The organism is Capnocytophaga sp. oral taxon 878 (genome assembly GCF_002999135.1).
Lineage (GTDB): Bacteria > Bacteroidota > Bacteroidia > Flavobacteriales > Flavobacteriaceae > Capnocytophaga.
Map to the genome: position 1 here is coordinate 1,760,162 of NZ_CP027229.1, position 19,638 is coordinate 1,779,799.

15 protein-coding genes are annotated in these 19,638 nt (G+C 36.8%); 4 read left to right on the plus strand and 11 right to left on the minus strand.

Annotated features, from left to right (window positions below):
• Positions 1 to 444: 444 nt before the first annotated feature.
• Positions 445 to 1,623 (minus strand): aminopeptidase C, encoded by a 1,179-nt coding sequence (locus C4H12_RS07975; RefSeq protein WP_106098453.1) that lies wholly within the window; start codon positions 1,621 to 1,623, stop codon positions 445 to 447.
• 98 nt (positions 1,624 to 1,721) lie between these two features.
• On the opposite strand from C4H12_RS07975, the gene C4H12_RS07980 reads away from it, so the two are divergent.
• Positions 1,722 to 2,369, plus strand: a complete 648-nt coding sequence (locus tag C4H12_RS07980; RefSeq protein WP_106098454.1) for a hypothetical protein — start codon at positions 1,722 to 1,724, stop codon at positions 2,367 to 2,369.
• Between the two features lie 112 nt (positions 2,370 to 2,481).
• Here C4H12_RS07980 and C4H12_RS07985 read toward each other — a convergent pair whose 3' ends face one another.
• Positions 2,482 to 4,770 carry a DUF5682 family protein gene (locus C4H12_RS07985; RefSeq protein WP_106098455.1) on the minus strand — a complete coding sequence of 763 codons (2,289 nt, stop codon included), beginning with the start codon at positions 4,768 to 4,770 and terminating at the stop codon, positions 2,482 to 2,484.
• A complete protein-coding gene (locus C4H12_RS07990) occupies positions 4,763 to 5,596 on the minus strand; it encodes a hypothetical protein (protein ID WP_106098456.1) in 834 nt (277 codons plus the stop codon). Before C4H12_RS07990 ends, C4H12_RS07985 begins: the two co-directional genes overlap by 8 nt.
• Before the next feature lie 383 nt (positions 5,597 to 5,979).
• Between C4H12_RS07990 and C4H12_RS07995 the strand changes: the two genes are divergently transcribed.
• Complete coding sequence (locus C4H12_RS07995; protein ID WP_106098457.1) at positions 5,980 to 7,428, plus strand: ATP-binding protein; 1,449 nt, start codon at positions 5,980 to 5,982, stop codon at positions 7,426 to 7,428.
• Positions 7,429 to 7,509: 81 nt separating this feature from the next.
• On the opposite strand, the gene metE is transcribed toward C4H12_RS07995, so the two are convergent.
• A complete protein-coding gene (metE, locus tag C4H12_RS08000; protein WP_106098458.1) occupies positions 7,510 to 9,810 on the minus strand; it encodes a 5-methyltetrahydropteroyltriglutamate--homocysteine S-methyltransferase in 2,301 nt (766 codons plus the stop codon).
• 297 nt (positions 9,811 to 10,107) lie between these two features.
• Entirely contained in the window at positions 10,108 to 11,301 is a 1,194-nt protein-coding gene (gene sucC, locus C4H12_RS08005) for an ADP-forming succinate--CoA ligase subunit beta (protein ID WP_106098459.1), read from the minus strand.
• Positions 11,302 to 11,811: 510 nt separating this feature from the next.
• On the opposite strand from sucC, the gene tsaD reads away from it, so the two are divergent.
• On the plus strand, positions 11,812 to 12,828 hold the full coding sequence (gene tsaD, locus C4H12_RS08010; RefSeq protein ID WP_106099451.1) for a tRNA (adenosine(37)-N6)-threonylcarbamoyltransferase complex transferase subunit TsaD: 1,017 nt from the start codon (positions 11,812 to 11,814) through the stop codon (positions 12,826 to 12,828).
• A gap of 102 nt (positions 12,829 to 12,930) precedes the next feature.
• Entirely contained in the window at positions 12,931 to 13,527 is a 597-nt protein-coding gene (locus C4H12_RS08015; protein WP_106098460.1) for a hypothetical protein, read from the plus strand.
• Between the two features lie 72 nt (positions 13,528 to 13,599).
• Here the strand turns inward: C4H12_RS08015 and rpe are convergent, their stop codons facing one another.
• The 6 genes from rpe to C4H12_RS08045 form a co-directional block, all read right to left on the minus strand.
• Entirely contained in the window at positions 13,600 to 14,247 is a 648-nt protein-coding gene (gene rpe / locus C4H12_RS08020; RefSeq protein WP_106098461.1) for a ribulose-phosphate 3-epimerase, read from the minus strand.
• A 253-nt stretch (positions 14,248 to 14,500) separates the two neighbouring features.
• On the minus strand, positions 14,501 to 15,970 hold the full coding sequence (gene sufB, locus C4H12_RS08025) for a Fe-S cluster assembly protein SufB (RefSeq protein ID WP_106098462.1): 1,470 nt from the start codon (positions 15,968 to 15,970) through the stop codon (positions 14,501 to 14,503).
• A gap of 116 nt (positions 15,971 to 16,086) precedes the next feature.
• The gene (locus C4H12_RS08030) at positions 16,087 to 16,638 is read right to left on the minus strand and encodes a redoxin domain-containing protein (RefSeq protein ID WP_106098463.1); all 552 of its coding nucleotides are present in this window, start codon (positions 16,636 to 16,638) and stop codon (positions 16,087 to 16,089) included.
• Between the two features lie 12 nt (positions 16,639 to 16,650).
• The gene (locus C4H12_RS08035; protein WP_106098464.1) at positions 16,651 to 17,085 is read right to left on the minus strand and encodes a DUF4268 domain-containing protein; all 435 of its coding nucleotides are present in this window, start codon (positions 17,083 to 17,085) and stop codon (positions 16,651 to 16,653) included.
• Positions 17,086 to 17,092: 7 nt separating this feature from the next.
• Positions 17,093 to 17,794 carry a hypothetical protein gene (locus C4H12_RS08040; protein ID WP_106099452.1) on the minus strand — a complete coding sequence of 234 codons (702 nt, stop codon included), beginning with the start codon at positions 17,792 to 17,794 and terminating at the stop codon, positions 17,093 to 17,095.
• 13 nt (positions 17,795 to 17,807) lie between these two features.
• Entirely contained in the window at positions 17,808 to 19,637 is a 1,830-nt protein-coding gene (locus tag C4H12_RS08045; RefSeq protein ID WP_106098465.1) for a GNAT family N-acyltransferase, read from the minus strand.
• Position 19,638 lies beyond the last annotated feature (1 nt).

Genomic DNA, 19,638 nt, shown 5'->3' on the forward strand with positions numbered 1-19,638 from the left:
TAGTAATTATAAAACACAAAAGAGGCTATTTCAATGAAACAGCCTCTTTTGTGTTTTATATTACAACTTTTTCAGTTTTTCAAAAGCGAAGTGAATAGTATTATGGTGATGAAATATTTTGTAAAGAGCTTTGCTAGATGTTCATAAGTAAGGATTAAAGGGACATGTGCGTCAGTTTACTTTATTCGATTCTGTTACAAAACTATTATAAATAACTCCTAAATAGCTGATAAAGGTATTACAACTGAAGAGGTCCTCTATTATAAATAATGTATTGGGCGAATAGTTTATATAAACACTATATGAGAAATATTGACACCAAAAAGAACTATAAAAGCAATTCATACTGCAAGAAAAAGAGGTTTTAAAAACAGAAATAAAAAGAGGTTGTTTCAATATGAAACAACCTCTTTTTATTTGCTAATTTATTAATTGGTAATTATACTATTTTTTCCAATTTTTAAGGATTTCGGCAGGGACACCTCCTTTATGAAGCATAATAGCAGTAGTTTTAAACTGAACAAATGCTTTAGTTACATAAAGATATCCTTTATGATCATTACTTACTCCCCAAGAGTTTTTTACCATATAATATTCACGTCCGTTTTGATCTTTAGCCAAACCAACGATATGCATAGCATGGTCGTCAGTAGTTTGGTAGTTATCAAAATCACGTTGGCGCATTTCGGGGGTAATAGTCATTTCGGCAGTAGGAGGGTTAGAAAATAGGCGAGCAGCTTCATCATAAGTCATTTCGCTTATTTCTTTTTCAGGTACAAAAGCTACCCCATTTTTCCAGCTAAAATAACGTTCACTTACATCTGAAGCCCAAGCTACTGTATACCCTTTTTTAAGAGCATTATCGATAGTTTTGGTAAAATCGGTCATAGCTACATTATAGGCATGGTCATAACTCCAGTTATCGGGTACTGCCATAAATACATTTTGGTAAAGTGGTTGATTATTGTATGCTACCATTTCGATATAGTCATCGGGATTAATACCTACACGTTCTTTAGCAAAAGTTTGTGGGGTATATTTCTTACCTTCATATATAAAACTTTCAGGTACAGCTCCTAAATAAGCATCAATAGTAGCAGTAAAAGCAGGCAACCAATTAGGGGTAAGTTTTTTTACGCCAGTACGTTTTACCATACCTTCTAAGAAACCTTTCAAAATGGCATGTAACTCACCAAAATCATTACGGTTGGTCCCATACTGCAAGCCTGTATATACATATTGAGGTACTGCCCCATATTTAGCATACATATTAATTACATCATGGAGTTCACCTCCTTGTCCATAATCTAAATAGCCATGCATACGCACGTATTGTTTGGCTTTTTCAATATAAGTGTTACGAGCGGTATAGATTTCGGCTAAATCAATAGGTTTTTTGCCCATACGGCTCATTTCACTTTCCAAGAATGAAGCTCCTGCATAACTCCAGCAGGTACCACTGCTACCTTGGTCTTTCACCTCGGTGCGTTCGAGGTTAATAACAGTTGTAAAGTTAAAACCAGCATTAGCAGAGTGATTACCTGCTACCGATTTAATCAAATCATCTTGTGCTGTTCCTATAAAAAAGGAAGACAATGCAACAAATAATGTAATGTTTTTCATAAATAAAAAAATTAATTACGGCAAAAGTACAAAATAATATTAATATAGCAACATTTTGGCACAATTATCGCTGTATAAAAATAAAACACCTATAAAGTATGAAATCATTATTAGTATACTTATTGCTATTATTAGCTTGTGTAAGTATGAATGCACAACCTTTTGAAACGCAGAAGAAGCAATTACCTGTAGTGGTTCCGTTGGAAAAAGCTCCGGAGTTACCCACCTCGGGGAGTAACTTATTTAAGCTACCTACAACACCTAAATACGATAATAGTTCGCTTTTTAAAACACCTGAGAAAAGTATTGATTTTACAGGAAAAAGCAATTTGGTGCAAAGAAAATTTGATTTCAAACCTAATTACTCTGAAATAAACGATAGAAGGAATGAAAATTATGAAGCCCCAAAAGGCAATCAGTTTTTTGGAGATTTCACAAATAATGGAGGATATGTAAATGTATATTGTCGCGACTTCGCTGCGATTGATGGTGATAGAGTGAGTATATTTGTGAATGGAGTAGAGGAAGTTCGCGACATTTTTTTGTTAGAACGGTTTAGGGGATTTCAGATTAACTTAAAACCAGGTTTTAACAAAATAGAGTTTTTAGCTCTTAACCAAGGGGAATCGGGACCTAATACTGCTGAATTTCAGGTGCTGGATGATAAAGGCAATGTGATTGTACGCAACCGATGGGATTTGGCCACAGGCTCAAAAGCACAATTTGTAATTGTAAAAGACCAATAATTAAGAGAGTTATTTTTATTTGTTACTTTTTTTTGACTCATATTTTTATAGGGCATTAGGTTGCCCTATAAAGATATGAGTTTTTTATATTGATAACTGACAATTGACACTATTAAAAATCAAAATCAAAGTCATTAAGTTCATCTAGCTTGGTAGTTTCTTCTTCGGTGAGTTCTTGTTGAAGAAATTCGGCTGTGACTTCTTTACTAGTACCCCAAAGATCGGCAAGAAGTTCGGCTATGCTGTTTTTTTGGTTAGGTTCAAAATTGGAGAATGCACGACGCAAAAAGACTACTGAACGCATAAACTGCTCTTCATCTAACTGACTTACATAATTATCTAACTCCTTCCATATTATTGTACGAGATAACAGAGCATATCGGTTTCTTCCTGAAAAACCTTCAAACCAAGATGCTCCTAAATCGGCAGGGACACCTGCTGAAAGACGACGTGATACTTCACGCGCACACTCATCTTCTGTAGCTAAATTATGTTCTAATAATATTGCAAAAGCTACCCCTGATAGTTTTGTATTCACATCATCACGCCAGGCAAGATGAGTGAGCTCTTTATGCCAAGTTTCAACATCTACTAAATCATATTGCTGTTCGGCAATGAACTCCATTATATTGATAGCCTCGGCTATAGATTTTGAGGCTTTATCATCACAAGAAGCCGCATTAAGCAATAACAAAGATGCACGTAAGAAAAGTTGTTGGAGGATAGGCTTTAGGGGTTCTAAATTAAACTGTCGCAAATCACCGTACTGTATGAGAATAGAAAGCTCGTGAGCAGCAAAAGCTGTTTCCGAAAAGCTATTTGTATCAACCAAAAGGCGCTGTAAGGTGCTAAGAGCATTACTAAAGATATGCGTAAGCTGGCACTCACAAGCCTGCCTAATTATATGGGCTACCTTTGATAAATCGGTACTTTCGGTAAGTTGTTCTTTAAGTACAAAAGCAGTGGCTATTTCAAGAGTTTCACCTTTAAGGTTGGCTTCTACTATTTCTATTTCTACCTCGGGACTCCATTGTAACACCCATTTTTCAGCCCAAGAGGCTTTATCTTGTGCGATTTGCTGCCGAGTGGCAAAGTGAATGCCAAGCACTTCTAACCTATGCAAGAAAGTAGACCTATTCAAATCAATAAAAGCAGCTTCCTTAGTTTTGACTTTAAGATTCTCACGGAGATCAAGCGAGAGATCTTGGGCTACTGCGGATTTGTAATTGGTGAGCTTTAGGCGTTTGAGTTCTTGGTTCATATCCTCCTGTACAGGAGTTTGGCTTACCCCTTCGGGTAGGAAACCTATAGCGGTACCTATATCTACCTTATTAATTGCCTCGGCTACTACAGCAAGATCGCCAGCACCAAAACAGGTAATGACTGCATCGTGAAGATCGGCTAGTACGGGGTAAGTACCTTCCTTAATAGCTGATAGAGTATTGGCCAAGCGTACTGCCTCGATCACACTGGCAGAAGATGCATTTTGCCCTTGAGTACGCAGTATTTTAGCTACCTTGGCAAGATAAGTAGCGGCTAACTGCCCCATAGTATCTTCTTTCATTGCCTTCCACATCAGCTCAAAATAATAAGGAGCCCTATTACCAGCACCGTAGCCGGTACGACTGCTGAGGCGCAGATATGAGTAAGGCATTAGGGTGAGTTGTGAGGTAGCTTTGGGCAGTTTTTTCAGTTCGGCATCGGTCATAGCAGGTAGACTGCTTTTGATACCTGATAGGTGATAAGCCCCTACTATTACTACTATTTCTTCGGGTTTGTACTGAGTGCAAGCCTTCTCTATTTCGCGTTTCATATAGGCCTCACGAATGAGATTGTACGAAAAATCAAAAGGGGCTTGGTCATACTCTTTCCCGATTACCATATCACGCATTTCGCCTGATTGTAATGCAAGGGCAGGTGCAAAACTATCTGTAGTAAGGTTATGTTCATAGTTTCGTTCCCAAAAGTCTTCATAATCTGTTTCGGCACTTTCGTGAGCTATGCGCTTATAGAGTGTATTGTGATAGAGGTAGAATTCTTGAGCTTTTTCGGCTTCTTCATCAGTAGGTTGTTCTTGCTTTAGCTTCAGCATATTTTCTGAAGGTAAATCAATAAAACGCAGGTCGGCTTTCTTTTTTACTCCCCAACAAATAGCTTGATACTCGGGAGAATAATCTGCGAAAGGATATAATACTGTTTCAATAGGCAGCTCGGTAGTGTACCCCAACATAGCAATAGGTGGCTTGACCCCTTTTTGTGTTATTTGAGACATTAAAGGAGTAGCATCGGCAGGGCCTTCAATAAGGATACACTTAGGCTTATGAGCTTCTAAGAAGGCAGTAAGATGATATGCTGCTGAGGGAGAAAGGTGCCTTACACCGAAAAAGTGAATGTTATTCATAATACTGGAGGGTGCGTTCTATTATTTGTTCGGGTTTGCCATCAACAAAAGTAGTCATACTTATCCAATTACCTTGGTCATCATAAATATATTGATAGGTAGAGAGCTGTTTTCCTACCACCTGAAACCATATACAATCACCTTGTGCATTATATTTTTGAGTAATTACATAGGGTGATTTGTTTTTCTCATCAGAGATTTTTATACGCACTGGGCGCTGGTGTTTGTTATATTTGGTTTCTTCTGTACTTACAAGCTCTCCTGAAGAATTTTCGGTACGTATTTGGGTAGGATTACCTTTCTTATTGTAGGTATAAGTAATAATATTAATAAGCTGGTTGGATTGATAAATTTCTCTTTTTAGAACTTTCCCTTCGGGATTAACTTCGTTAGTATGATGGTATTTTAGAAAGCCACCAGGTGAGTAAGTAGCTACTTTTACAAGATAGCCATCGGGGTTATAGGCGTAGTAAGTTTTATCGGAATTGTATCGAGTTTCAAACAATTTGCCATTGGGGGTGTAATAATACTCGGTACGGTTATAAAATTTATCATCATTTTGATAAAGAATTTCTTGGGTGAGGTATCCTTGAGGATTAAAATCTTTTTGATAATTATTTAAATTAGGCATTTTATCGAATTCGGAGCCATTAGCAATAGGTGCTTTAACGACTTTATCTTCTTTTATTTGGACGCTATAAGGGATAGTACGTATGGTTTTTACTTTGCCTTTAAGGTTGGCGAGTTGCCAATCGGTAGGGGTGTTATTTTGTGCTGAAAGAGTAGTAGCTGCTAACAGTAGAATAGATGTAATAAGATGTTTCATTGTTTCAATTTTAGAGTGCAAAGGTAAAGATTAATTAGCAAATGAACAAATTTGTTATTAGCAAATTACAGCATTTACATTCATTTTTTTGCTTGATAGTGCTCTTATAGTTTTTAATATGAATGAGTATTCTCTCATTAAAAAGTGGTTTGAGGCAGCTAAATCCTATTTTTTCAGGAAAGTTATAGATAAGAACCAAGTATCTAGATGGGATAAGAGGTTTAATAAAAATTTTGCATTAAGAAATCTTATAGAATTCTTGAAACTACAATGCAAAAATAAGCATGAAAAATATTACAAAAACACTTATTATTACAAAAATGTAAAAATAAATATTTTTTGTACGGTTTATTTTTACTACTTTTGCGCCAAAAATAAATATAATGAAACATTCAGGACTTATTCCAACAGAAAAGATAATAGAACGTTTGCAATACGAGAATCCTTGGTGGATAAATAATAAAATACCTGCTACTTACGAGAGTATGCCTCGCAGACTATATTTTGAATTGTTTTATCCTTTTGTTGCGGAACGAGAAATTCGCAGGGCAGTAGTGCTAATGGGTCCTCGTAGGGTAGGTAAAACTGTGATGATGTATCATACAATTGCACAACTCATTAATGAAGGGGTTAATGCTCAAAGAATATTTTTTATAGGAATAGATAATCCTATTTATATCAATTTGGGGTTACAAGATATTTTAGATATGTGCCAGAAAGCCATTGGTAATTCAGATCTAAAAGGTACTTATGTATTTTTTGATGAGATACAATATTTAAAAGATTGGGAACGGCATTTAAAAGTATTAGTAGATAGTTATCCTGAGACTAAATTTGTAGTATCAGGTTCGGCTGCAGCAGCTCTTAAATGGCATAGTACAGAAAGTGGTGCGGGTAGGTTCACTGATTTTATGTTACCTCCACTTACTTTTCAGGAGTTTATACATTTAAAGGGAAAAGAGAATTTGATGCAAAGACAAAATATTACTTATGATGGTAAAGACGTTCCTTATTGGATAAGTCCCTATATAAACGAATTAAATAATGAATTTATACAATATCTTAACTTTGGCGGTTATCCTGAAGTAGTATTCTCTGAGAAAATACAGCAAGATATGGGGAGATATATCAAAAATGATATTGTGGATAAAGTACTTTTGAGAGATTTGCCGAGTTTATATGGTATTAAAGATGTACAAGAGTTAAATCGTTTTTTTAGCTACATTGCTTATAACACAGGGAATGAGTTTTCTTATGAAAAAATGGCTAAAGAAAGTGGCATTAATAAAGAAATGCTCAAAAAATACTTAGAATATTTAGAAGCTGCTTTCTTGATAAAAGTACTTAATAAAGTAGATATCAATGCTAAAAAACTTAAAAGAATTACTAGTTTTAAAGTATATCTCACCAATCCGTCCCTACGTACAGCTCTTTTCTCACCCATCAAAGAAGGTGATGAAGAAATAGGGAATATGGTAGAGACAGGTATTTTAGCCCAATGGATGCACCGAGAAAAATTAAACCTTACGTATGCCCGCTGGAAAGAAGGGCGAAAAGAAGGAGAGGTTGATTTAGTACTGATAGATGACAAACATTTCAAACCACAGTGGGCGGTAGAAATTAAATGGAGTAATAGGTATTACCAAATGCCACAAGATTTATCGAGCTTAATGAGTTTTTGTAGAGCTAACCAATTGGGAAGTGCTGTTATCACTACTAAAGATATAACAGGAGCTAAAATTATTGATAAAATGAACTTTACCTTTATTTCTTCTGCTATATATGCTTACAATGTAGGGGCTAATACGCTAAATATAAAACTTTTGCAATAATTGGAAGATTACTGTTAGAATAGAAAAAAGCAATGTGCAAAATAATGCACATTGCTTTTTTTATATATTACCTCTTGTATCTTATTTGTAAAGATTGCGAAGTTCTTTGGCAGTATCAACCATTGCGTGTAGGGCTGCTTTGGTTTCGGGCCAGTGGCGTGTTTTGAGTCCGCAGTCGGGGTTTACCCATAGCTGCTCTTTAGGTACTACGCTGATGGCTTTCTTCATCAAATCGGTCATTTCTTGTTGTGAAGGTACGCGTGGTGAGTGAATGTCGTACACCCCAGGTCCTATTTCATTAGGGTATTTGAAATCACCAAATACATCAAGAAGTTCCATTTGTGAACGTGAACACTCAATAGTAATTACGTCGGCATCCATATCGGCGATGGCTTCGATCATATCGTTGAACTCGGAATAGCACATGTGGGTGTGTATTTGAGTTTCATCTTGTACTCCTGAAGCTGAGATACGGAAGGCTTTGATAGCCCAATCAAAATAAGCTTTCCACTCATTTTGGCGCAAAGGTAATCCTTCACGTATTGCGGGTTCATCTATTTGTATTACTTTAATACCTGCTTTTTCAAGATCGACTACTTCATCACGAATAGCTAAGGCTATTTGTAGGCAGGTTTGTGAACGAGGCTGATCATCACGTACGAATGACCATTGCAGGATAGTTACAGGGCCTGTAAGCATTCCTTTTACTGGTAATTTGGTAAGTGATTGTGCATACTGGCTCCAACGTACGGTCATTGGTTCTGGACGTGAAATATCACCAAAGATAATTGGAGGTTTCACGCAACGTGAACCGTAACTTTGTACCCAACCGAACTTGGTGAAGGTGTATCCTTTTAAAAGTTCGCCGAAGTACTCGACCATATCATTACGTTCGAACTCGCCGTGTACAAGTACGTCGATTTGTGTATCTTCTTGGAAGCGGATAGATTCTTCAATTTCTTTTTCCAATAGTTTGTCATACTCGGCTTGGGTAAGGTCGCCTTTTTTGAAGCGAGCGCGCCAGCTACGTACCTCATCGGTTTGAGGGAATGAACCTATAGTGGTGGTAGGGAACAATGGTAGGTTCAGGGATTTGTGCTGTGCTACCTTACGTTGAGAGAATGGGCTGTGACGTACATCATCTTTGGCAGTGATGTTATTAACACGCTCTTTCACTTTGTTATCGTGGATAAGTGTTGATGTTTTGCGGTTTTCGGCTGCTTTTTTGTTTTCTTCAAAAATTGCTTTTACCTCGGGGGTTACCTTTCCGGTAGCAAGTGCTTGTAGGGTAGTTACCTCTTTTACTTTTTGTTTGGCAAATGCTAACCATTGTTTGATTTCGGGGGTAAGTACTTTTTCATTGTTCTCTAACTCGAGGTTGCAAGGTGAGTGCAATAGTGAGCAAGAGGTAGCAATAAGAAGGCGATCGGCACCGATGGCTTCTTTGGCTTTCTCGATAAGTGCTAATGAGTGCTCAAAGTTATTTTTCCAGATATTACGGCCATTAACTACTCCTAATGAGAGTTTTTTGTTGGCTGGAAGGGCTTTTAGTACGTTATCAAGCTGAGCGGTAGCGCGTACCAAATCGATATGGAATACATCGAATGGTAATGATAGTGCTAACTCGGTATTGTTATCAAGTGCGCCGAAATAGGTGGTAAGGATGAACTCGGTATTGGTGAATTGTTTTTTAAGTTCGCCATATACTTTGCGATATACTTCGGCAGCACCAGCAGGAAGATCAAGCACTAAGTAAGGCTCATCTATCTGGATGGTTTTGGCACCTGCATCGACTAGGCTTTGTACTAATTGGATGTATACGGGTAGAAGGCGCTCGGCAAGATCTAAGCGGTTAAAGCCTTCTTCTTTTTCTTTACCTAATAATAGATAAGTAACAAGACCGATGAGTACAGGCTTGGTATCGAAGCCGTGTTGTTTTGCCAAGTTATATTCTTGTAAAGGTTTATTTACAAGGATACTAAATGTTTGGTTTTTGGTAAATTCGGGTACTATATAGTGGTAGTTGGTATCAAACCATTTGGTCATTTCCATAGCGGTGATATCGATACCATCTTTTTGATAGCCACGAGCCAATGCGAAGTAACGATCTAAGTTACGTAGGTGTTTAATAGGGGCGAAACGCTCAGGGATAGCGCCTACTACAAACGAAAAATCAAGCATTTGGTCGTAAAAAGAGAAGTCGTTAGACGGGATAAAGTCTACGCCTGCATCTTTTTGTAATTGCCAGTTATGTACGCGGATTTTTTCCGCTACTGCTAATAGCTCTTCTTCGGTGCTGTTACCAGCCCAAAAAGCTTCATTAGCTTTTTTTAGTTCTCGTTTCTCACCGATACGAGGATAGCCTAATACGTTTGATTTCATATAATGTTTTTTACTTTTATATTTTCGGTGCAAAGGTACAACATTTTAATGGTAATATGCAAATTTATCGACAACAAATTTGCAAATAGGCATTAAAACAGAAAATTTTTCTGTGAATTTGTGTTTTTGCAGAAAATTTTAGGGATAGATATTGGGTGTTGGGGGTGTAGGAGATGGGGGTATGTGAAAGAGAAATCAGGTGTAGGATAGAGGGAGGTATTAGGAGTTGTATCCTAATAACTTAGACTTTGTACCCTAAATCTTACACCTGAAATCTGAATATGGAAAGGTTAAAGGCTATGCTAGGACAGCTTTAACTTTATCGGCGGCTTCTTGGAACTGTATAGCTGAATGTACGGCTAGGCCTGATGCGTCTAATATTTCTTTGGCGAGCTCGGCATTGGTGCCTTGGAGACGTACTATGATAGGTACGTTAATTGCATCGCCCATATTTTTGTATGCATCGACTACGCCTTGTGCTACGCGGTCGCAACGTACGATCCCTCCGAAGATATTGATGAGTATGGCTTTTACTTTGGGGTCTTTGAGTATGATGCGGAAGGCAGTTTCGACGCGTTTGGCATCGGCGGTACCTCCTACATCGAGGAAGTTGGCTGGTGAGCCTCCTGCTTGTTTTATCAAATCCATAGTTGCCATTGCTAATCCGGCGCCATTGACCATACATCCTACGTTACCATCGAGGGCTACGTAGTTTAGCCCTACGGCTTTGGCTTCGACCTCGATAGGGTTTTCTTCACGTATATCGCGATAAGCGGCGTATTCGGGGTGGCGGAATAGGGCGTTATCATCTAGGACTACTTTGGCATCGACTGCTAAGATTTTGTTATCGGAGGTTTTGAGTACTGGGTTTATTTCGAATAGATTGGCATCGGAGGTTACATAGGCTTTGTAGAGGGCTGTAACGAATTTGACCATTTCTTTTTGTGCGTTGCCTTCGAGTCCTAAATTAAAGGCTATTTGGCGTGCTTGGAAGGGTAATAGTCCGACTGCGGGGTCTATTTCTTCGGTAAATATAAGGTGGGGTGTTTGAGCGGCTACTGTTTCGATATCCATACCTCCTTCGGTAGAATACATAATCATATTTTTACCTTTGGCGCGGTTTAGGAGTACTGACATATAGAACTCGGCTGTTTTGCTTTCGCCTGGGTAATAGACATCTTCGGCGATGAGTACTTGGTGTACTTGCTTACCTGTGGGGGGTGTTTGTGGGGTGATGAGGTGCATTCCTATGATTTGAGATGCTAAGGGTTTTACCTCATCAATACCTTTGGCGAGCTTTACGCCTCCGCCTTTGCCACGCCCTCCGGCGTGAATTTGTGCTTTTACGACATACCACTGTGTGCCGGTGGTTTCGGTAAGCTGTTTGGCAGCTGCAACTGCTTCATCGGGGGTTTGGGCAACGATACCGCGCTGTACATTTACCCCAAAACTTGAAAGTATTTCCTTTCCTTGATATTCGTGTAAATTCATTTGCTTTTGATGTTTTAGTAAACTTTGAGGGCAAAGATATAAAACTTTTTTTAATTAGCAAATTTTTTTAATTTTTAGTTTTAATTTTGAGGGGGGAGGTATGGGGGGATAGGAGGATTGGGTGTTGAGGAAAATGCAATGTTTTGGGGATTTGGTTGCGATTTTGGCAAAAACAGAGATGAGGAATGAAGTAGCTGATAGACAGGGGAGTAAGGCTTATCCTTCGTTTACAGTTCGTTTATCCTTCGTTTATGGTTCGTTCATCCTATAAGGTAGTTATAAGCTTCTTGGGGGAATACTGATAGTACAACAGTTTGATTATTAATGGGTTGCATTTTGAGGTGGGGGATGAAATGGGGGTGGATGTTTTTTTGAATAATTCGCAATAAAACAAGCAATAAGATGTGAAAAAAGTAAGAGGGGATGGCTGGGAGGGCGATGAGGGAGGCAGTGAACGGTTATTTGCCTTTTTGTAAATTATTTGTATTTTTGCACTTTAAAGAAATGGAGATGAAAAATACTTATATATTGGCGATAGAGTCGTCCTGTGATGATACTTCGGCGGCAGTGCTTTTGAATGACAAAGTACTTAGTAATGAGGTGGCTAACCAAAGTGTACACGAGCAATATGGGGGTGTGGTGCCTGAACTGGCTTCGAGGGCGCACTTGCAGAATATTGTGCCGGTTGTAGCGCAGGCTTTGGAGAAAGCGAAGGTAGGAAAGGAGGAGCTATCGGCTATTGCTTTTACGAGAGGTCCGGGGCTTATGGGGTCATTACTGGTGGGGACTTCTTTTGCCAAATCAATGGCGATGGGACTGGGTATCCCATTGATAGAGGTAAACCATATGCAGGCTCATATCCTTGCTCATTTTATTGATGAGGGGCAAAAGAAGCCTGAATTTCCTTTTTTGGCAATGACCATTAGCGGTGGACATACGCAAATAGTGAAGGTAAATAGTTTCTTTGATATGGAAATATTGGGCGAAACGCTGGACGATGCTGTAGGTGAGGCTTTTGATAAAACGGCTAAAATATTGGGACTGCCCTACCCTGGTGGGCCTCTGATTGATACTTATGCCAAAGAAGGTAATCCTGAGGCTTTTGCTTTTGCTAAACCGAATATAAGTGGGCTTAACTTTAGCTTTTCGGGACTTAAAACGGGGATATTGTACTTCATCCAGAAACAAACGGCCTTGAATGCTAATTTTATTAGTGAAAACTTGGCTGATATTTGTGCTTCGGCGCAGCATACTATAGTGCAGATACTGATGAACAAGCTGAAAAAAGCTGTAAAACAAACTGGTATTAAGCAAATAGCGATAGGAGGTGGGGTATCGGCAAACTCGGGTATTAGGACTGCCTTAACGGCTATGGGAGAGCAATACGGCTGGGATACTTTTGTACCTAAGTTTCAGTACTGTACCGATAATGCTGCTATGATAGGAATTGTAGGATATTACAAATATTTAAACGGTGATTTCACGACTCAAAACACAACTGCACAACCCAGACTTTCATTTAAATAGGGGGTGTTTGAGGGTATTGGCAAAGAATGTTAAAATATTTTGAACTAAAAGCAGGTGCTTTTGGGGAGTGAAGAAACTGAATAAAACAATAACATAAAGAATATGGAGGTTAATGAAATTGAAACTTCTGACTATGGAATCTGTATTTTCTCTGTAGCACAATTAACTTCTTTTCTTTCAGAGGAAAAGAAATCACGCACCAAAAAAGTGCTATCACTGTTTCAAAAGGAACACGAACTGTACCTAAGATCAATAGAAACGGGTAGCTGGCTTCCTATTCCCCAGATAAATTCTGTAACATATCAGGTGAGGATTAGCAACTTAGGTGAGGGATTTTCGGAAGAATGGGAGGAGAAGTACTGCTATGAGTATTTTAATCTTACGGTAGGAAGTGATAATAGTATTTGGATAGGATCAATTGGGTTATTACTGAATTGGGATACAAGCAAATTTGTAGGAAATATTATAAGTTATAGCACCTTGTATGGTTTTTTATTGCATAAAGGATTACGGTTTGAAGTGAAATCTGGGAAATATGCTGTAAAAATACAGGGGTATCAGCGCAAAGATAAGAAGGGTTTTCCTTTGGCTAATAGCGGTTTTCTATTTAGCTTAAAAGAAGTTGAAGAGTTTGAATATACTGCAGACCCTCGTGAAGATAAGAAGTATAAGTTTAACAGTATAAATTGTTATTCTTAATAAACGTAAGCATTTAAAAATGAAATACACTTTGCTAAAGGTTTGATACTTTGGCAAAGTGTATTTTAGTTATTAAGCTAAGAGCTTCATTGAGGCTATAGTTTCGGTAGGATTAGGAGCATTAAATACAAAACTTCCTGCTACTAGGGCTTTGGCTCCCGCTTCTAAAAGGGTTGGAGCATTTTTAAGAGTTACTCCGCCATCTACTTCTATAAGAGCGAGGGCTCCTGCTTGCTGAATAAGAGTTTTTGCTTGGTATACTTTTTTATAAGTATTTTCAATAAATGACTGCCCTCCAAAACCCGGGTTCACACTCATTATAAGCACTACATCGATATCGCAAATAATATCTTCCAATACACTTACAGGGGTATGGGGATTTAGTGCTACCCCAGCTTTCATACCCTCGCTTTTAATAGCCTGTACAGTACGGTGCAAGTGAGTGCAAGCCTCATAATGTACAGTAAGAATATCACTACCGAGTTTGGCAAAAGTGCTAATATAGCGATCGGGGTCAATAATCATTAAATGCACATCCAAGGGTTTGGTAGCGTGCTTTTGAATAACCGATAACACGGGCATACCATACGAAATATTAGGTACGAATACCCCATCCATAATATCTATATGGAACCAATCGGCAGCACTAGCATTCACCATTTCAATGGATTGCTGAAGATTACCAAAATCAGCAGCAAGAAGAGAAGGAGCGAGAATCATATTCTTCAATTAGCTATTATGAATTAATAATTTACAATTTTAGTATGTAACCTTTAGATAGGTTGTTATAAAAATGCTTTTACAATCTTCTAAAAAACAGGTAATAATATTTTTTTGGCTTTACAAGTTTTTGCAAAAGTAAAAAAATCATCAGACCTTTGCCCTCAGAAAGTTCTGATGTATACTAAGGAGCCTGATAAGTTCTTTGACATATTGTTTTTTTAAGCTGTAAACTGCTATATAGTTTACTTTTTTACCCTACACTACCCTCTAAAGATATTTCAAGTAGTTTCTGGGCTTCTACAGCAAACTCCATTGGAAGTTTATTCAATACTTCCTTACCAAAACCATTTACGATGAGCGAAATAGCTTTTTCGGTATCAATACCACGCTGATTACAATAGAAAATTTGGTCTTCACCAATTTTTGAGGTTGTAGCCTCATGTTCTATTTGAGCAGTAGGGTTTTTAGCTTCAATATAAGGAAATGTATGTGCACCACAAAGATTACCCATTAACAGAGAGTCGCACTGAGAAAAATTACGTGCGTTTTGAGCATTAGGCACTACTTTTACCAATCCTCGGTAACTATTTTGTGATTTACCTGCTGAAATACCTTTAGAAATAATAGTAGATTTGGTATTATTTCCTAAATGAATCATTTTAGTACCTGTATCGGCCTGCTGAAAGTGATTAGTAACTGCTATAGAGTAAAACTCTCCTATTGAATTATCCCCCTTAAGCACAACAGAAGGATATTTCCAAGTAATAGCAGAGCCTGTTTCTACTTGTGTCCATGATATTTTAGCATTTTTCTCAGCCAAACCTCTTTTAGTTACAAAGTTGTACACACCACCTTTACCTTCTTTATCACCAGGGAACCAGTTTTGTACAGTAGAGTATTTAATCTCACCGCCTTCCATAGCAATAAGCTCTACTACAGCGGCATGTAGTTGGTTTTCATCACGTCGTGGTGCTGTACATCCTTCTAAATATGAGACATAAGCCCCCTCATCTACTATAAGTAAGGTACGTTCAAACTGCCCTGTTCCCGCCTGATTGATACGGAAATAGGTAGAGAGCTCCATAGGACAACGTACGCCTTTAGGCACATAACAGAAAGAACCATCTGAAAAAACAGCTGAGTTTAGAGCAGCGTAAAAGTTATCTGTTCTAGGAACTACTGTACCAATATACTTGCGCACAAGCTCAGGATGTTTTTGGATTGCTTCAGAAATAGAGCAAAAGATAATACCACGTTCTGCTAATGTGTTTTGAAAAGTAGTAGCTACAGAAACAGAGTCCATCACTACATCTATAGCCACAGCTGGTTTGTCTTCTACTCCTGTAAGGCGTTTTTGTTCTTCTAAAGATATACCTAATTTTTGGAAAGTTTCCAATAACTGAGGATCTACCTCATCAAGGCTATTGAGTTTAGGTTTTTGTTTAGGAGCAGAGTAATAGGCTATATCCTGAAAATTAGGAATTTCAAACTTAAGGTTTGCCCAATGAGAAGGAGCTTCCATAGATTGCCATACACGAAAAGCCTCTAAACGCCAATCTGTCATCCATTGAGGTTCATTTTTCTTTTTTGAAAGAGCAATAACTACCTCTTCATTAAGCCCTTTAGGAAAAGTTTCAGACTCAATATCGGTATAAAACCCGTATTTATATTCGTTATTTTCTAATTCTTCTTTAAGTTCTTCTTCTGTATATTTAGCCATTTTTATCAATTATAAGTCCATAATTATCAACGGAGTGCAAAGGTAGTACTTTAGATTGGATTAAAATAATATTTTTATAAATATTTTCATTTAAAAGATAGAGATTTCTTATAGAATTACTGAATAAGGCTATTTATAAGCTGATGAACTACATCACTATTCCAACGAGCAATGCCCTCTTTTTCAGCACGCACATAACCATTTTTATCTACTAAATACCCCGAAGGGATCTTTTCTGGGTCAAAAGGCATTTTCTCACCAATAATGAGATAAGTAACTTTAAAATGAAAATTACGTTTTTGCATCATCTCATCCACTGGTTCAGGGCGCTCATTAGTAATAATATAGAAATCTACTTTATCCTTGTAAGCATCATAGAGTTTTTCAACAGCATAAAGATCAGCTACACTCACTTCACGCCAAGATGAAAAAAAATAAACAAATGAAGGCTTTTTACCTTCTGTTTGCAAATAATTAAATTGCTTATCATTGCGATCTTTTAGCTGCCAATCAAAGTCTATTCTACGAGTTTTTTCTGCAGGAATAATCTGAACTGACGCTGCGAAAATACGTTGCAATAAAATCTTACTTTCATAGCCTAAAGGGGTTACAAAAAATGAGATAATAAAAAGGATAAGAAATAAATTCCAAATTGTTTTTTTTTTCATATAAAAATGACTTTATTTTTCTTCTTGAATAATATCTTTATACTCTGCCCAAAAGATTTCAAACTGCTGCATGGTATAATTTAAAAATACCATTGTTTGTTGCCAAGTAGCTTTATTGTGAATATTTACGTTAGGTAGTTCAACATATACACAAGCAATTTCTTTACCATTTTCTAAAATAAAATGTTCTTCAAAAACAGCTTCAGGAAGATATTCTTCTTGTAGTATAGTTTTAAGTGATAACAACTTGTTATAATACAATTTACGTATTGATTTATCAGGGTCTTCTATAGCAAGTTGCACCTGTGCTTTACGGGTATTAAATGAAAACTTAAAAGTGAAATCCTTGATTTTAGTATCATAAAGAGTCCATTTATAAGGAAAAGATTTACCAAAGGATATCCAAAAATCTTCACGTAGTTTTTTTGCTTCGGATTTTGAGTACAAAATAGAACTAATTAAATTGAATTTGAGCAGAAATAACAGTTGGTAATTCTTCTATTGATTTATAAAAAGTAAACTTATAGAAAGTAGAACCATCTTTCTCAAGCACCCCATATTTTTGGTATTTTACCCAAAAAGCAACAAATATATTAGGTGTATCTACTTTCTTAATTATAAATTGCAACTCATTTATTGTATTGTCATATAACTCATAACCTCCCTCTATTTGCTTAGCATGAAGTAAAGCTATATAGGGCTGCATAGTTACTTTTAATGGTTTGGATGTTTCATTTTGTATTTCAGGAGTTTGAAATTTTGCTCTAAAAGCTGCTAATGCATTTCCTGTAAAAGTATTCCTTAAGGCTTCTTGATATGATTTTTTATAATCTTTTTCTCTACTCTTACCTATTTCTGAGGTAAAAACTACATTATTAGTACAATCATTCAAAATAAGCTGTAGCTTAGAAGTCATCATATTTGATTCATTCTTTACATCAGCTTTTAATAAGTTGCAAGGATTTTGCAATAGCCCTGCAGGAAGTTCACTTTCTATATAAGTTTTAAAACCTTGTTTTTCAAATAAGAATTTCGTAAGTACATTTAGTTGGTATTGATTATCCTCTTTCTGAAATGTATAACGATTAGGTACAATTATTATTTGTGCAGCAAGTGTTATAGGTAGTAGTATTACTAAAAATAATATTTTTTTCATTATATATTGATTTTCATTCTTCATTATTTTTCATTTTAGCTTCCAATTCAGCTTGAAACTCTTCAATAACAGGCTTCATAGTACTTTCAGGAAGATCTGCTATTCTAATATACATCAACCCATCTACTGAGTTATTAAATAGAGGATCTACATTGAAAGCTATTACTTTTGCATTCTGCTTAATATACTTTTTAATAAGTACTGGTAAGCGTAGGTTGCCTGGTTCAAGCTCATCAATTAGCTTGTCAAATTTATTAAGATCTGCTTTAGTTTCATCAAAAATAAAGTCTTTATCAGCATCTTTAAGTTTTACTTTAAACTCCTTTTTAGGGCGTACATATTGTGCTATATAAGGGTCATAAAAGTTAGATTTCATAAACTCTATCATCAGCGATTTAGAAAAATCAGAAAACTGATTACTAATGCTCACACTGCCCAACAAATATGAGTGCTCTGGATAACGTAAAGTAGTATGCGCAATCCCTTTCCAAAGTAAAAATAGTGGCATAGGCTTCTGTTGGTATTCCGAAATAATAAAAGCTCGCCCCATTTCAATAGTTTTACTCATCATATCATATAGTTCCGGCTCAAAACGGAATAAATCATGAGTATAAAAACCTTCAATTCCATATTTAGGAAAAATCTCAGCCCCTAAGCCCATACGGTAAGCCCCTACTATTCGCTTTGCTTCGGAATCCCATAAAAAAAGATGATGATAATACAAGTCAAACTTATCCAAATCAGATGAAGCATTAGTCCCCTCTCCCACTTCACGAAAAGTAATTTCACGCAGGCGACCTATCTCCTTCATTATATTAGGGATTTCTTGATAAGGTGCCAAGAAAACCTCATAGTTATTATTTTTCAGAAGTCTATAATCATTTTTAGTAATATGTGCTACCTCTTGCTCTATAAGTTTTTGCTCTATAGGTGCTTCTATTTTCTGTGGTTTTACTTCATTTTTGCTAACTTTTAATACATTTGGTATAGGCAAAAATTTCTTATCTTGTTCCAAAGCATTAGCCAAAATATATGTTTTCCTACGCAAAAACTCAGTATAATCAGCCAATTCAGGATGTTCATCTTGCATAGCTGTTGATATAGGTTTTCCTATACGCACATAAATAGTACGCTGTTTCTGAGTAAGCAACTCCGAAGGTAACTTAGCTGTACGTAAAGTAGGACTAATATTAGCTAAAAAATAAAACATTTTGCTATTCTTAGCATGAAAATAAATAGGTATAATAGGCACTTTTGCTTTCTTAGCCAGCTTCATAGCAGCTTCTTCCCATGGCCTATCTACTACCAACTGTTCCTCTTTTGTTACTGATACCTCCCCTGCAGGAAAAAGTCCCAATGGCTTCCCTTCTTTTAGATGAGCAATAGTATGCTTAAAACCTACTACACTTGATTTTACATCTTTATGATCTTCAAACGGATTTACAGGTAATACATAAGGAGCTATAGGCTTAATCCTTTGCAAAAGAAAATTTGCCATAATTTTAAAATCAGGACGTTTTTCAAGTAACAATTTTAATAGCAAAATACCATCAATTCCCCCCAACGGATGGTTCGATATCGTAATAAAAGCTCCTTCCTTCGGAATATTCTTAAAATCTTCTTCTGGAATTTCAAACTTTATTTCAAATTCATCAATTAATAGCTTGTTTAGAAAATCAAGCCCTTGTAAGTGCTTAGTCCTATTGTAAATTCTATTCAGTTTTGTTAGGCGTAGCAACTTCATCAGTGTCCACCCTCCAAAAGTACCTAAAAAACCTAATTTATCAATATTAATAGCCTTTGCTACTTCTTTTGCACTTACTAATCCTTTATCTTTTTGCATA

Bases quoted from the DNA above. Each gene is read 5' to 3' on its own strand.
- C4H12_RS08040 (WP_106099452.1), bottom strand. From the start codon at position 17,794: ATGAAAAAAATATTATTTTTAGTAATACTACTACCTATAACACTTGCT.
- C4H12_RS07995 (WP_106098457.1), top strand. From the start codon at position 5,980: ATGAAACATTCAGGACTTATTCCAACAGAAAAGATAATAGAACGTTTG.
- sufB (WP_106098462.1), bottom strand. From the start codon at position 15,970: ATGGCTAAATATACAGAAGAAGAACTTAAAGAAGAATTAGAAAATAAC.
- C4H12_RS07975 (WP_106098453.1), bottom strand. From the start codon at position 1,623: ATGAAAAACATTACATTATTTGTTGCATTGTCTTCCTTTTTTATAGGA.
- C4H12_RS07990 (WP_106098456.1), bottom strand. From the start codon at position 5,596: ATGAAACATCTTATTACATCTATTCTACTGTTAGCAGCTACTACTCTT.
- C4H12_RS08045 (WP_106098465.1), bottom strand. From the start codon at position 19,637: ATGCAAAAAGATAAAGGATTAGTAAGTGCAAAAGAAGTAGCAAAGGCT.
- C4H12_RS07980 (WP_106098454.1), top strand. From the start codon at position 1,722: ATGAAATCATTATTAGTATACTTATTGCTATTATTAGCTTGTGTAAGT.
- metE (WP_106098458.1), bottom strand. From the start codon at position 9,810: ATGAAATCAAACGTATTAGGCTATCCTCGTATCGGTGAGAAACGAGAA.
- sucC (WP_106098459.1), bottom strand. From the start codon at position 11,301: ATGAATTTACACGAATATCAAGGAAAGGAAATACTTTCAAGTTTTGGG.
- C4H12_RS08030 (WP_106098463.1), bottom strand. From the start codon at position 16,638: ATGAAAAAAAAAACAATTTGGAATTTATTTCTTATCCTTTTTATTATC.
- C4H12_RS08015 (WP_106098460.1), top strand. From the start codon at position 12,931: ATGGAGGTTAATGAAATTGAAACTTCTGACTATGGAATCTGTATTTTC.
- rpe (WP_106098461.1), bottom strand. From the start codon at position 14,247: ATGATTCTCGCTCCTTCTCTTCTTGCTGCTGATTTTGGTAATCTTCAG.
- tsaD (WP_106099451.1), top strand. From the start codon at position 11,812: ATGAAAAATACTTATATATTGGCGATAGAGTCGTCCTGTGATGATACT.
- C4H12_RS07985 (WP_106098455.1), bottom strand. From the start codon at position 4,770: ATGAATAACATTCACTTTTTCGGTGTAAGGCACCTTTCTCCCTCAGCA.